This window comes from Rhizobium cerradonense (genome assembly GCF_030182455.1).
Classification (GTDB): Bacteria; Pseudomonadota; Alphaproteobacteria; order Rhizobiales; family Rhizobiaceae; genus Rhizobium.
In genome coordinates this window covers 107888-121818 of sequence record NZ_JAQJCK010000008.1, presented here as the reverse complement: position 1 = coordinate 121818, position 13931 = coordinate 107888, and the positions used below count along the sequence as shown (strand labels likewise).

General features: G+C 60.6%; 12 protein-coding genes. 10 read left to right on the top strand and 2 right to left on the bottom strand.

Annotated features, from left to right (window positions below; all coding sequences use genetic code 11):
- Positions 1-2: 2 nt before the first annotated feature.
- From PH547_RS19915 to PH547_RS19885, 7 genes are all read left to right on the top strand, one after another.
- Positions 3-659: a Vgb family protein gene (locus PH547_RS19915; protein WP_285169198.1), complete on the top strand. Its 657-nt coding sequence runs from the start codon at positions 3-5 to the stop codon at positions 657-659.
- A 426-nt stretch (positions 660-1085) separates the two neighbouring features.
- Complete coding sequence (locus PH547_RS19910; RefSeq protein ID WP_285169197.1) at positions 1086-1331, top strand: helix-turn-helix domain-containing protein; 246 nt, start codon at positions 1086-1088, stop codon at positions 1329-1331.
- A 427-nt stretch (positions 1332-1758) separates the two neighbouring features.
- On the top strand, positions 1759-3240 hold the full coding sequence (locus PH547_RS19905; RefSeq protein ID WP_483315560.1) for an ABC transporter substrate-binding protein: 1482 nt from the start codon (positions 1759-1761) through the stop codon (positions 3238-3240).
- A 58-nt stretch (positions 3241-3298) separates the two neighbouring features.
- Entirely contained in the window at positions 3299-4240 is a 942-nt protein-coding gene (locus PH547_RS19900) for an ABC transporter permease (protein WP_283051552.1), read from the top strand.
- Positions 4240-5109, top strand: a complete 870-nt coding sequence (locus PH547_RS19895) for an ABC transporter permease (protein WP_260304926.1) — start codon at positions 4240-4242, stop codon at positions 5107-5109. The genes PH547_RS19900 and PH547_RS19895 overlap by 1 nt, the downstream gene beginning before the upstream one ends.
- A 3-nt stretch (positions 5110-5112) precedes the next feature.
- Positions 5113-6315, top strand: coding sequence for an amidohydrolase/deacetylase family metallohydrolase (locus tag PH547_RS19890; RefSeq protein WP_285169195.1), 1203 nt, complete (start codon positions 5113-5115; stop codon positions 6313-6315).
- A 42-nt stretch (positions 6316-6357) separates the two neighbouring features.
- On the top strand, positions 6358-6855 hold the full coding sequence (locus tag PH547_RS19885; protein ID WP_260304928.1) for a RidA family protein: 498 nt from the start codon (positions 6358-6360) through the stop codon (positions 6853-6855).
- Positions 6856-6870: 15 nt separating this feature from the next.
- Here PH547_RS19885 and PH547_RS19880 read toward each other — a convergent pair whose 3' ends face one another.
- Positions 6871-7710, bottom strand: coding sequence for an IclR family transcriptional regulator (locus PH547_RS19880; RefSeq protein ID WP_283051548.1), 840 nt, complete (start codon positions 7708-7710; stop codon positions 6871-6873).
- Between the two features lie 109 nt (positions 7711-7819).
- Here PH547_RS19880 and PH547_RS19875 point away from each other — a divergent pair, with 109 nt between their 5' ends.
- The 3 genes from PH547_RS19875 (at position 7820) to PH547_RS19865 (ending at position 11915) form a co-directional block, all read left to right on the top strand.
- Positions 7820-9019, top strand: coding sequence for an aminotransferase class V-fold PLP-dependent enzyme (locus tag PH547_RS19875; protein WP_285169194.1), 1200 nt, complete (start codon positions 7820-7822; stop codon positions 9017-9019).
- A gap of 22 nt (positions 9020-9041) precedes the next feature.
- Positions 9042-10877 carry an ABC transporter ATP-binding protein gene (locus tag PH547_RS19870; RefSeq protein ID WP_285169193.1) on the top strand — a complete coding sequence of 612 codons (1836 nt, stop codon included), beginning with the start codon at positions 9042-9044 and terminating at the stop codon, positions 10875-10877.
- A 117-nt stretch (positions 10878-10994) separates the two neighbouring features.
- Entirely contained in the window at positions 10995-11915 is a 921-nt protein-coding gene (locus PH547_RS19865; RefSeq protein ID WP_285169192.1) for an alpha/beta hydrolase, read from the top strand.
- On the opposite strand, the gene PH547_RS19860 is transcribed toward PH547_RS19865, so the two are convergent.
- Entirely contained in the window at positions 11916-13919 is a 2004-nt protein-coding gene (locus PH547_RS19860; RefSeq protein WP_285169191.1) for a CocE/NonD family hydrolase, read from the bottom strand. It lies immediately after the preceding gene.
- Between the last annotated feature and the right edge of the window lie 12 nt (positions 13920-13931).

Sequence of the window (13931 nt, the reverse complement as noted above, 5' to 3'; positions counted from 1 at the left end):
GCATGAAACGATCTCAAGCCGAAATTCTTCGTGAATATGGACCCTTTCCCGGCGCCGACCGCGTGAACGGCGTCACCTTCGACGGCCGGCACGTCTGGTTTGCCTCCGGAGACCGGTTGAGCGCCTTCGATCCGGCAAAAGGGGAGGAGGTGCTGCATTCGATCGAGGTCGCCTCTCATGCGGGAACGGCCTTCGACGGTCAGCATCTGTTTCAGATCGCCGAGAATATCATCCAGAAAATCGATCCGAAGACCGGTCGCGTGCTCGCCACGATCCCGGCGCCTGGCCATGGCGGCGACTCCGGGCTCGCATGGGCCGAGGGGACGCTCTGGGTTGGGCAGCATCGGGGCCGGAAGATCCATCAAATCGATCCGCAAACGGGAGCAATCCTCCGCACCATCGAGTCCAACCGCGTCGTTACTGGGGTCACCTGGGTCGACGGCGAACTCTGGCACGGCACCTGGGAAGGTGACGAGAGCGATGTGCGGCGGATCGATCCCGAAACGGGAAAGGTCCTGGAAAGGCTCGACATGCCGGCTGGAATGGGTGTGTCGGGAATGGAGTCCGATGGCGGAGATCAGTTCTTCTGCGGCGGAGGCGGCAGCGGTAAGGTGAGAGCCGTTCGCCGGCCAAGCCGCGCGCCCAAGGCCAAAGGTTAGCGCCCTCAAGACTGTTTAGCGAATGCTGAGCGGATGTTTCACGTTAGCGAATCGGAGGCGGATGACGTTGGAAAAGGCAAGCCATCCGGGCGGCTTTGCGCATTAAATCGTTTTCCCGTCCCTCCATATTCACAGATTTTCCGGGAACGATAAGCCGGCGCCGACCTCTCCATTGCCGTTACTTCGCGCTCGGTGAGCGGTGAAAAATCCGTTAACTATCCGTTGCTTGGTCATCGTTCGTCAGATCTCGTCCATGGACGCATGACCAGCGTCTGCGCGTGGCCATAGGCCCGACCGGCGCTGCGCGACGATTTTTGCTTGTTCATATTACATTGCTGAAATAAAAGGTTATCGGCGCGTTAACAGGCGCCTGTCCCAAGACTCAAAAAAGACTTCGCAAGAATCTATGTAGAGAAGGAGACGATAATGTCCATTTCACTCAATAATTTCAATGAGGTTCCACCGCAAGCCGTGCATGCGGACGATGTCGCGGCGCGTGTGAAGGCAGCCCGTGAGACCGTGGGCTACAGCATTGAAGATCTGGCGGTGACCTGTGGTCTCGCCAATGAGGAAATCATAGGCATCGAAGATGGCGCAGATATTGATCCGGCTAAACTGAAGCGGATCGCCACTGCACTTCAGCTTCCGCCGTCAGCGTTCCTGGCGGTTTAATTTTGAAAGAATCTGGTCGGCCTTGCCCCCCAGCAAGAGCCGACCAGCGGGGGCACTAATATTCCCATTGGCGAGCACTCCGGTGGTGACGTGTTCCCCCATAGCGTATTACTCTTCTTTATCTCTTACGTTTGATGGCTTTCGCCTCCGCCGCATGGCCGAGATTCGTAGCGCCCGCGAGCCTTGGGTTTTCCAACATAGATGCTGTCGAGATCGCGGTGATGAGGAACACCGATCGATGTCGGCGTCACTCGCTCCCGGCCACGACTTCAATCACGCATTCCAATGTTCCGGGCTGTATTGACATCACCTGTCCCACCGCTATCATTCCATTATAAAATTTAATGTTCCGTAATAACGGAATAAACAAGGGGATGATATCGTGCGAAGCAAATTTGCCTTTCTGCTGGGAGCAGCTCTTCTCATCATGCCATCGGCGCTTCTGGCGCAAGAAAAGGGCGGCGTGATCAATGTCGCGACAATTGGTGAGCCGCCGACATTGGATCCGATGGTTTCGACGGCCGATCTGGTCGGCATCGTTTCGCAGCATATTTTCGAAACGCTTTTTACCTTCGACAAGAATTGGAAGGTAACGCCGCTTCTGGCCGAGAGCATGCCCGACATCAGCGCTGACGGCAAAACCTATACGATCAAGCTTCGCACCGGCATCAAGTTCCACGACAATAGCGAGATGACATCGGAAGATGTCGTTGCCTCGCTCAATCGCTGGACCAAGATCGCCTCACGCGGCAAGCAGACCGCGGCTATGATCGACAGCATCTCGGCGGTCGATCCCTCGACGGTCAAGATCGTGTTGAAGCAACCCTATGCGCCGCTTCTCTCCCTGCTCGCCTTCAACAATTCGGCCGCGATCATCATTCCGGCCAAGCATCAAGAAGACCCGATGACCGCCTTCATCGGCACCGGTCCCTATATGCTGAAGGAGCGCAAGGCTGACCAATATATTCAGTTGGTGCGCTTCGATGGTTATAAGTCCCGCAGCGGCGAGGCCGATGGTTATGGCGGCGCCCGGCATCAATATCTCGATGAAATCCGTTTCGTGCCCGTTCCCGACGCCAATACCCGCGTCGAGGCGGCAGTTGCCGGCCAATATGATTATGTCGATTCACTGCCGGTCGAATCTTTCGACCGCGTGAAGGGCTCGGCGGCGTCCCAGCCGGTCATGCTGAAACCCTTCGGCTATCCGGTCTTCGTCTTCAACACAGCGAACGGCATCACCAAGAATATAGAGATCCGTAAAGCGGTACGCACCGCGCTCAGCATGGAGGACATGCTCGCCGCCGCCTTCGGCAGCACCGATTTCTATGCGCTCGATGCTGCATTTTATCCAAAGTCCTACGCCTGGAACACGGATGCCGGCACAAGCGGCGCCTATAACGTCGCCGATCCCGAGGCCGCCGGCGCTCTGCTGAAGAAGGCGGGCTATAATGGCGAGCCGCTGCGTATCCTCACCAGCCGTCAATACGAATTCCATTACAAGATGGCGCAGGTTGCCGCCGAATATCTGAAGCAGGCCGGCTTCAAGGTCGATTTGCAGGTTGTCGATTGGGCAACGCTAACGCAGCGCCGTGCCGATCCAAAACTGTGGGACATCTATATCTCCCACAGCCCCTTCCTGCCCGAGCCGGCTTTGATGGGGCAGATGTCGACGAGCGCGCCCGGCTGGTGGGACACCCCGGCCCGAAAGGTCGCGGTCGATGCTTTCAATTCCGCCGTTGATCCCGACAAGCGCGTAGCGCTGTGGGCTGATGTCCAAAAGGTGATGTACGACGAAGTACCGCTGATCAAGATTGGCGACTTTAATGCGCTGGCTGCCAAATCGCAGAAGCTCGAAGGGGTCGAGGCCGCGCCCTGGCCGTATTTCTGGAACGCGTCGATCAAGAAGTAGCAGCCCATAGGCTCGTCATTCCGGCCGCGATGGAAGCGGCCGGAGGATCGGACAAGACATGATACGCTATATCCTCCAGCGCCTTTTCGGCATGATCGTCGTGATGTTCCTCGTGGTCACGATCGTCTTCGTGATCGTGCGCGTCACTCCCGGCGATCCGGCTGCCGTCATGCTCGGTCCGGATGCGACGGCGCAGGACATTGCGAGCCTCAGAACGAGGCTCGGCCTCGATCAGCCGCTAGCCCTGCAATACCTCTATTACTTCGGTCAGCTTCTGCGGGGCGATCTCGGTCAGTCGATCTTTCTGAACGAGCCGGTGACCTCGGCGCTGGTCGAGCGCGCCGAGCCCACCTTCTTTCTGACGGTGTTCTCGCTGGTCATCGCCAGCATCATCGCCCTGCCGATTGGCATCTATTCCGCCTATCGCCGCGGCTCGCTGTTTGATCAGGCGGCGACGGCGCTTGCCATGCTGGCGGCCAGTATTCCGAGCTTCTGGCTCGGCCTCATCCTCATCCAGTCCTTTGCCGTTCGCCACGGTATCTTTCCCGTCTCCGGATATGGCGGACCGGGTTCGTCATTCGTGGACCGGATGTATCACCTGGCACTGCCCTCGATCGTGCTCGGCGTCGTCTCCTCGGCGCTGATCCTGCGCTTCACCCGCGCCTCGATGCTGGACGTGCTCGGTGACGACTATATCCGCACCGCCCGCGCCAAGGGGCTTATCGAGCGCAAGGTCATCCTGAAGCATGCGCTGAAAAACGCGCTGATCCCGATCCTCACCGTCATCGGGTTGACCGCGGCGGTGCTCATTTCCGGCGCGGTGGTGACCGAGACCATCTTCAGCCTGCCGGGCATTGGTAATCTCGTGGTGTCGGCCGTGCTCCGACGCGACTATCCGGTGATCCAGGGCGCACTGCTCGTCATTGCCGGGCTTTACGTCCTGATCAATTTTGCGATCGACATGCTCTATCTGCTGGTTGATCCGAGGGTGCGCTACTGATGGCCGCGATTTCAGACACAAGCGCCGGCGCCGAGCGCCGCAAATTCGCCAGACGTCTCTTCAAGCGCAAAACCGTCGTCTTCGGTGTCGCCGTGCTGACGATATTCGTGCTGCTCGCCGTCTTCGCGCCGTTGATTGCGCCCTATGCGCCAGGCAAGCTGTCCATCGTCAACCGGCTGAAGCCGCCAAGCTTCATCCACCTCTTCGGAACCGATGAGTTCGGCCGCGATGTCTTCACCCGCACCATCTATGCCGGCCGTCTGTCATTGCTGGTCGGTGGCGCGGTCGTCGCGCTGGCTGCGGTGATCGGCGTTACGCTCGGCCTGCTCGCCGGCTTTTTCAAGCAATTGGATACGCCGATCGCCCGGCTGGTCGATGCGATGATGGCATTTCCCGATATCCTGCTGGCGATCGCGCTGGTCGCGGCCCTCGGGCCGTCGCTGACGACGGTCATCATCGCGCTCAGCATCGTCTACGCGCCGCGGCTGGCGCGTATCGTCCGCGCCTCGACGCTGGTTATCCGCGAACTGCCCTATGTGGAGGCGGCGCGCGCGCTCGGCGTCTCGACCCTGCATATCATGACACGACATGTGCTCAGAAACCTGCTGTCGCCGATCCTGGTGCAGGGCACCTTCCTGTTTGCCAACGCCATGCTCGCCGAAGCCGGCCTTTCCTTCCTCGGCCTTGGCGTGAGCCCGGATATTCCGACCTGGGGAACGATGATCGCCGCCGGCCGGCAATATCTCGATCAGGCCGATTGGATGACGCTCTTCCCGGGTTTTGCCATCATTCTCTCCGTCCTGTCGTTGCAGATGGTCGGCGACGGATTGCGCGACATTCTCGATCCCAGACTTCGAAAGGACTTGTAGCCCATGTCTTCCGGATATGAACCGAAGCGGCCATTGCTGATCGCCAACGTCAAGCCGATGGCTTTCGGGCAGGCGACGTCAGGCGGCGTCACTGACGTGCTGGTCGGCGCGGATGGGCGTATCGCCGAGGTTGGACCATCGCTTGCCGTCTCGGCCGATGTCGAAAGGATCGATGGCAAGGGTGCCTGGATGTCGCCGGGCTGGATCGACCTGCACGTCCATATATGGCATGGCGGGACCGACATTTCCCTCCGCCCATCGGAATGCGGCGTCGAACGCGGCGTGACGACCTTGGTTGACGCCGGCTCGGCGGGTGAAGCGAATTTCCATGGCTTCCGTGAATATATCATCGAGCCGGCGCGCGAACGCATCAAGGCGTTTCTCAATCTCGGTTCGATCGGTCTCGTCGCCTGCAATCGCGTCAGCGAATTGATAGACATCCGTTCGATCGATTTCGACCGCATGCTGCAGGTCTATGCCGACAACAGCGAGCATATTGTCGGCATCAAGGTGCGCGCGAGCCATGTGATTACTGGCTCCTGGGGCATCACGCCCGTCAAGCTTGGTAAGAAGATCGCCAAGATACTGAAGATCCCGATGATGGTGCATGTCGGCGAGCCGCCGGCGCTCTATGACGAGGTGCTGGAGATCCTCGGACCCGGCGATATCATTACGCATTGCTTCAACGGCAAGGCCGGCAGCAGTCTCATAGAGGACGAGGATCTCTTCAATCTCGCCGAACGTTGCGCCAGCGAAGGTGTCCGCCTCGATATCGGCCATGGCGGCGCGTCTTTCTCCTTCCGTGTCGGCGAGGCCGCCATCAAGCGCGGGCTTCTGCCATTCTCGATCTCCACCGATCTGCATAACCGGTCGTTGAATTCCCCGGTCTGGGATCTCGCGACGACCATGTCGAAGCTGCTGTCGGTCGGCATGCCCTTCGAGAAGGTGATCGAAGCGGTCACGCATGCGCCGGCCTCGGCCATCAAGCTGCCGCTTATCGATCGGCTCGCGGTCGGGGAGCGGGCCGAATTCACGATCTTCGACCTTGTGGAGTCCGATATCGAAGCGGTGGATTCGATGGGGGATGCGGCCGTGCTGAAACAGCTTTTCGAACCGCACTACGCAGTCATCGGCGCTGACGCCTTTGCCGCGAGCCGTTACATCCCGCGGGCGCGAAAAATGACGCCCCATGGCCACTGCCATTAATAGCTGAGTTCCGAATTTAATGATTGTACGACAGGAGTTTGCGTGAACCAGTCTTCCGCCACCGCCGAGAGCGCACAGGGTTCGCCCTATGAACGTCTCTCCACCCTCGGCATCGTGCTGCCGCCGCCGCCGCCGCCGATAGCCAACTTCGTGACGCATGTTTGCGAGGGCAACATGCTCTATCTGTCCGGCCAGGGGCCGCGCGAGGCCGACGGCACTCTGCATTTCGGCAAGGTCGGCGCTGAGGTCGGCATCGAACAGGCCTACGCCGATGCGCGGCTGACCGGCATCAATCTTCTGGCCGTTATGCAGGATGCGCTTGGCGATCTCAAGCGCGTCAAGCGCGTGGTGAAGCTTTTGGGCATGGTCAACGCCACGCCCGATTTCGCCGATCATCCCAGCGTCATCAACGGCTGTTCCGACCTCTTCATCGAGGTTTTCGGAGCGGCCGGCCAACATGCACGCTCGGCTGTCGGCTTCGGCTCGTTGCCGGGCAATATCACTGTCGAGATCGAAGCGATCGTGGCTTTGCACGGCTGAGGAAGGGACAGAACGTCAATGGCCACGCCAACCCATCAATCTCTCGATCTTTTCCGCCGAGCTTCGAACCTGTGCGACGTAGTGACCTTCGTCGGAAAAGGCTTTCTGCTCCGGCAGAACGATGGAGATGGTGGCGACGCAGTGGCCATCGCGGTCGCATACGGGCGAAGCAATGCAGGCCACGGCATAGTCGGATTCTCCGGCCTGGATCGACAGACGGGCTTCCAGCGCTTTCGCCGCAGCCGTCGACAGCGTCACCGGGTCGACATCGGCGCGGCCGGTCGGAGAGGTGCGTGCACAGTGCCGGAAAAGCGCGATGCGCTCTTCCTCCGGCAGATGACCGACGAGCAGGCGGCCGGACGCCGTCCAATTGAGCGGCACCCGTGTGCCGACGCGCGAGGCGACTTGGAAGTGGCTTGGACCATCGGCCATGGCGAGAACGAGCATATGGTCGCCGTCGCGGCCGCAGACCTGAACGGTTTCGCCGGCCTGCCGGCAGAGATCGTGCATTTCATGGGTGGCAACGCTCATGAAATCGAGCGATCGGGCATAGGCGAGGCCGTAGTGGTAAAGACGGGAGCCGAGCCAGATCGTGCCATCGGCATTGCGGCTAAGCAGGTTCTTCTCAACGAGGTCGTCGACGATGACGTAGACGGTCGAGAGCGGTGCGCCGATCGCCTTGGCGACCGCGTAGACACCGCAAGACGTGCCGGTTTCGTAGAGGTGATCGATGACCTGCAGCGCCCGGTCGATGCCGCTGACGCGCGAGCGCCGCGCTCCCTTGACGGCGGCGGCGTCGTTTTCATTGGCCGTCTCGCTCTCGGAGTAGCCGATGGGTGATGTCTTTGCGTCCAAAAACCGAACTCCCGTTCAAATCGGTGGTTTGTTACATAATTATGGCATAGCTGTCGATGGTCCGGTACTGCAAGCGCCGCCCCGCCAGCAAAAAAATCTGGAGGTTCTCATGCCGAATGAAGACATTCGTCCGTCCGTCGGACTTCGCCCCGTCATCAATGTCTCGGGCACGATGACGAGCCTCGGGGCATCGATCGTTGTTCCCCAGGCGATTGCGGCAATGGGCTCCATCCTGCCGCAGTTCGTGGAGATCAACGACCTGCAGCGCAAGGTGAGTGCGGTCATCGGGCGGCTGACCGGCGGCGAAGCGGGATTCGTTACGGCCTCCTGCTCGGCAGGCATCAGCCTGGCAGTCGCCGCCGCCATTACCGGCAACGATCTCGCCGCGATCGAGCGTCTGCCCGACGTCCGCGGCGACAAGAACGAAGTCATCGTTCAGATGGGACATGTGGTGAGCTATGGTGCGCCGGTCGACCAGGCGGTGCGGCTTGCGGGTGGTAAGGTCGTGCTGATCGGCCAGGCGACCTCGACCTACCGGCATCATCTGGAAGGTGCGATCACGGAGAAGACGGCGGCCGCCCTTTATGTCGTTTCGCATCATGTCGTTGACTACGGGTTGTTGAGCCTCAAGGAATTCTGCGAGATCGCCCATGCCAAGGGCGTGCCTGTCATTGTCGATGCAGCTTCCGAATATGATCTGCGCATCTTTCTGGAGCAGGGCGCGGATCTTGTTCTTTATTCCGGCCACAAATTCCTGGGCGGCCCGACCTCGGGCATCGTCGCGGGACGCAAGGACATGGTGCGCAACACCTTCCTGCAGAACCTCGGCATCGGCCGTGGTATGAAGGTTGGCAAGGAAAGCATCTTCGGCGTCATGGCGGCGCTCGAAGCCTGGGAGACGCGCGACCATGCCGGCATACGCGAGCGCGAGACCGGCTATCTCCATCTCTGGCACGACCGCTTCGACGGCCGCCCCGGCATCAAAGCCGTGATCGAACCCGACCCGACCAACAATCCGCTCGACCGCTTGCGTCTCACCATCGATGCGCGCGAGGCCCACATCACCGCTTGGGACCTCGCCGACGCCTTGGCCCGGGGAACCCCGCCGATCATCGTTCGCGACCACGAGGTAGAGCACCATTATTTCTACCTTGATCCCTGCAATCTGCATCCGGGCGAGGAGATAATCGTGGCCTCCCGTATCGGCGAAGAACTCGACAAGGCGCAAGCCTCAAACGAAATCATCGCCACATCGTTGGAAGATCGCAGCCGCCGCCGTTTCGACGGTCTTTTGCGCTGGCCGGATTGAGATGGTGAATAAGGGGATGGTGATGGCCAGCGGCGACGCCCAGACTTCACAGCTCACCGAGCCAGTGCTCTCGGTGGAGGGAATGACGACCTCCTTCCTGGCAGAGGGGGCTTGGAAGCCGGTGGTGCGTGACGTGTCTTTCACCGTGGCGCCAGGTGAAACCGTGGCGATTGTTGGGGAATCCGGCTCCGGCAAAAGCGTCACGTCGCTGTCGATCATGCGGCTGCTTCAGCAGGACATGAGCCGGATCACCGGCCGCATCACGCTCGGCGGCAGGGATATTCTGGCGCTGTCGGAAGCGGAGATGCGCAAAGTCCGCGGCAAGGATGTCGCGATGATCTTCCAGGAGCCGATGACCAGCCTCAATCCGCTCTTCACCATCGGCGACCAGATTTCCGAGGCGCTGCTCTGCCACGGCGAGATGTCCAGGGCCGAAGCGAAGGCCGAGACGATCCGCCTTCTGGAGCGCGTGCGCATTCCATCGGCCGCCTCGCGCTTCGACGAATATCCGCACCGCTTCTCCGGCGGCATGCGCCAGCGCGTGATGATCGCCATGGCGCTCGCCTCGCGCCCGAAGCTGCTGATTGCCGACGAGCCGACCACGGCGCTCGACGTCACCATTCAGGGCCAGATCCTCGATCTCATCAAGATGCTGCAGGAAGAGCAGGGAACATCTGTTCTGTTCATCACCCACGACATGGGCGTGGTCGCTGAGATCGCCGACCGCACTATCGTCATGTATCGCGGCGAGCAGGTCGAGACGGGCGCGACCAGCGAGGTGTTCTTCCACGCCAAGCATCCCTACACGCGGGCGCTGCTTTCGGCTGTCCCCGTGCTCGGATCCATGAAGGGGCGCGAGCGACCCCTGCGGTTTCCGGTACTCAACAGCGAGACCGGTCAGGCTGAGCCATTGACGGAGGTGGCCGATACCGTCTCGGCGGCGCAGCGGCCGGTGCTGGAGGTGAAAAACCTCTGCAAACGGTTCGACATTCATTCCGGTCTTTTCGGGCGGCTACAGGGCAGGGTGCATGCCGTCGAAAACGTCTCCTTCGATCTGCAAGCCGGCGAGACGCTGTCGCTGGTCGGTGAATCCGGTTGTGGCAAGTCGACAACGGGCCGCGCCATCATGCGCTTGATCGAGCCGCAGAGCGGCTCGGTGCTTGTCGACGGCGAGGAGATGCTGGCTCTTGATCGCAAGGGTCTGCGCGATATGCGCCGCAAGGTGCAGATGATCTTCCAGGACCCCTTCGCGAGCCTCAATCCGCGAATGACGATCGGCGCTGCCGTCGCCGAGCCCTATCTCGAACACAAGATGGGAACGGCGAAACAGGCGCGCGACAAGGTTGCCGACCTCTTGGTCAAAGTCGGCCTTTCGCCGGATATGGCGATGCGCTATCCGCACGAGTTTTCCGGCGGGCAGCGCCAGCGCATTTGTATTGCGCGCGCGCTCACCCTCGATCCCAAGGTGATCATCGCCGATGAGAGCGTTTCGGCCCTCGACGTTTCGATCAAGGCGCAGGTCATCAACCTTCTGCTCGACCTGCAGCAAAGCCTGAACCTCGCATTCCTGTTCATTTCGCATGACATGGCCGTCGTCGAGCGTGTCAGCCATCGGGTCGCGGTGATGTATCTCGGCGAAATCGTCGAGATCGGGCCGCGGCAGGCGGTGTTCGAGAACCCGCAGCATCCCTATACCAAGAAGCTGATGTCGGCGGTGCCCGTTCCCGACCCGGCCCGGCGGAGATTGAAGCACGGCATCGCCGCTGACGAGCTGAAAAGCCCGATCCGGTCGCCGGACCACACGATGCAGCCGCTGAAATATGTGGAGATCTCACCCGGCCACCAGGTTGCCCTCTGACGGCCGGAGCTTTTGTGCTCGTGTCGCCGTCGCGGTGTCGCGGGCCGTGCCTGGACATACCGTTTAGTCGCCGGTGATGTTATCGTTGCAGGACGAGCCTTATCTTGAGGATATTCCATGGATTCTTCCCCGCAACCCCGACCGACCGAGGCGGGCATTCTGCAATTCATGGAGATCTGCGATTCCTTCTATCCGCCTGATGCGGTGGCGGCGTCCATAGGGCAGCAGCGCCAATGGTATGACGCACTTTGCAGCCGTTTCGACCGCCCGCTGCCCGACGGGATGCACACACGGGATGAAGTCGTGGCGGGCAGAATCCCGGTCAGGCATTATCAGCCGGCAACGATCCGGACCTCGACCTGCCTGCTCTACCTTCACGGCGGCGGCTTCGTGGTCGGTTCGCTCGAGAGCCATCATGCGATCTGTGCTGAGATCGCCGACTATGTCGGTGCGGAGTTGACGTCGGTCGATTATCATCTGGCGCCAGAGTATCGCTGGCCGGCGCAGACGGACGATTGTTTTGTTGTTCTCAAGCAGTTGCTTGCCGAAGGAAAGACCGTCCTGCTGATCGGCGATAGCGCCGGCGGTAATCTGGCGGCGGGGCTCGCCGTTCGGGCTAAGGGTGAGCGGCTCTCCGGCATTGTCGGGCAGATATTGATCTATCCGGCGCTCGGCGGGGATCTTGTTTCCGGTTCCTATGAGGAGATGGCGAATGCGCCGGGGCTGACGACCGCCGACGTCGGTTATTATCGCAGCGTGTTGCAGGCACCCGCCGGCGATCCGGTCGCCGAGCCTCTTGCCTCATCGTCGTTTGCCGACCTTCCGCCAGCCTTCATAACAGTCGCGCATTTCGATCCGTTGCGGGACGATGGCCGCAATTATGCGGCAAGGCTTGCCGCGGCGGGTGTCGAGGTCTGGTTTCGCGAGGAGCCGCAGATGGTGCATGCCTGGCTGCGTGCCCGGCATATGAGCGATGGCGCGAGCGCCGGTTTTCGCGCCATATGCGAGGCAGCGAGCCGTTTTGCGGGATCGAACTGATCACATCAGATCGCGCGGAATTCGCTTTTCCTCGAAAATTTTTTCGAAAATTTGCGTATTGCCTTCAAAGGCGATGACGGACGCACGGATGATCCATTCGGCTGCCGTGCAATAAATCGTCGCCGTCGCCACCGTGCGGACATACCATCCCGGCCGCCGCATGTCGCATGTCCAGATCGAGGTTCCACTCATCGACAGCGGATCGTCGGGCGCGATGGACCAGACCTCTTCGCGGAGCTGGCGCGTGGAAAGACCCGTGCCCGGATGTTCAAAAAGGCCGGTATCCTCACGGATTTCATAATGGGTCTTGTTGGCGGAGAGATCGCGCACGACCTGACGCTTCGTCGCGGCCGGAGCATGTTCAATATATTTCGGCAGCGGATCGGGATTATCCGGCTGCTTGATATCGATGGTTTCATAGGCACCGAGCTTTGGCAGGCCGAAACCAATGGAGGCGATGTCGATCGTCAGACCCGGATTTTCCGGCGGCGGCAGGATCATTGGCCAGTATGCGGTGGAGAGCGAAAGAGCGATGCGGTGGCCTTTGCGGAAGCGATAACCGCAGGCATCCAGCGTTAGCCTGATGGTGGTGCGTTCGCCCTTCTTCAGGGGCTGCGGTTCGGCATTGCCCTCTCGATGAGCAAGATTGAGCACGCCGAAAGAGACGCGTGTCGCTGTGCCGTCCGGGTGGAGATCGATGAGCCTGGCGCAAAGATTGGCCGTTTCGGCATCGCAGCGTAGCGACAGAGTGACGACCGGACGGCCGAGATAGTCATGATCGACGGCCAGCGGCGTGGTCTGGAAGGTCAGCGAACCGGCGTCATCGAGGCGCTGGTCGATCGCCATTTCGGCATCCGGTTTCAGCGTGAAATATTCGCCCGAAGTCGTCCCTGTATCGAGGGGCGAGCGCAGATAGACGGCATGTTCCGGCGCATGCGGGATCGGCATGCCTTCCATCAGCGTGCCGAACTGTTCGACATAGAAGCATTGCATCTCCGGCTTTTGCCAATCCTGCTTGGCGATCCAGAAGCCGGGGTCGAAATCACGGCGCGGCGCAGGCCTTACAGCATCAAGAATATAGGCGCGCACCTGCGGCACGCCCTCTACACCATTTTTGTCGCCGCGCAGCCAGCGGTTCCACCAGGCGATCGCCTCGCCATGGAAATCGGCGCGGGGCTTCGGCCAGGCAAAATGGGGATATTTATGAACCCACGGACCGATCAGCGCTTTCGCCCTATCGCCGAGACCTTCGACGGCCATCAGCGGCGTGTTGCGATAGCCATCCGCCCAACCGGCAATGACAAGGGCGGGGATTTCGACATCGGCGAAATTCTCGCAGATCGAGCCGTGCCGCCAGAAATCGTCGCGGCGCTGATGCTGGAGCCATTCCTCCATGAAGAAAGGCTCATTCTCCAGGCGTTGCAGCCACATATCCCGCCAGCGGTCGCCAACGATCTCCGGGTCGGGAGAGCGGGACTGATAACCGAGCATGGTGGTAGCCCAGGAGAGCTGCGCCGAGAGATGGCAGCCATTCTTGTAGTGGATATCGTCATTATAGCGGTCGACCGTGGAGGCGATCGATATCACTGCCTTGAGCGCGGGCGGGCGCAGCGCCGCGACCTGCAAGCTGTTAAACCCGCCCCAGGAAATGCCCATCATGCCGACGGAGCCGTTCGACCAGGGCTGTGCTGCGATCCAGGCGATCAGTTCACAGGCATTGGCGAGTTCGAGCTCCGTATATTCGCCGTCGATAACGCCATCGGATTCGCCGGAGCCGCGAATATCGACGCGAACACCGGCGATGCCGGCTGCGGCAAACACCGGGTAAGTCGATTCATCGCGGGGGCTCGTTCCATCGCGTTTGCGGTAAGGCAGGAATTCGAAAACGGCCGGCACCGGATCGCTTTCCGCACCGTCCGGCATCCAGATGCGCGCCGCAAGACGCGTGCCGTCGTTCAGCGTGATCCAATGGTTTTCGATCGTGGTAAAGCTGCGGTCGGTCATGACGGGCTCATT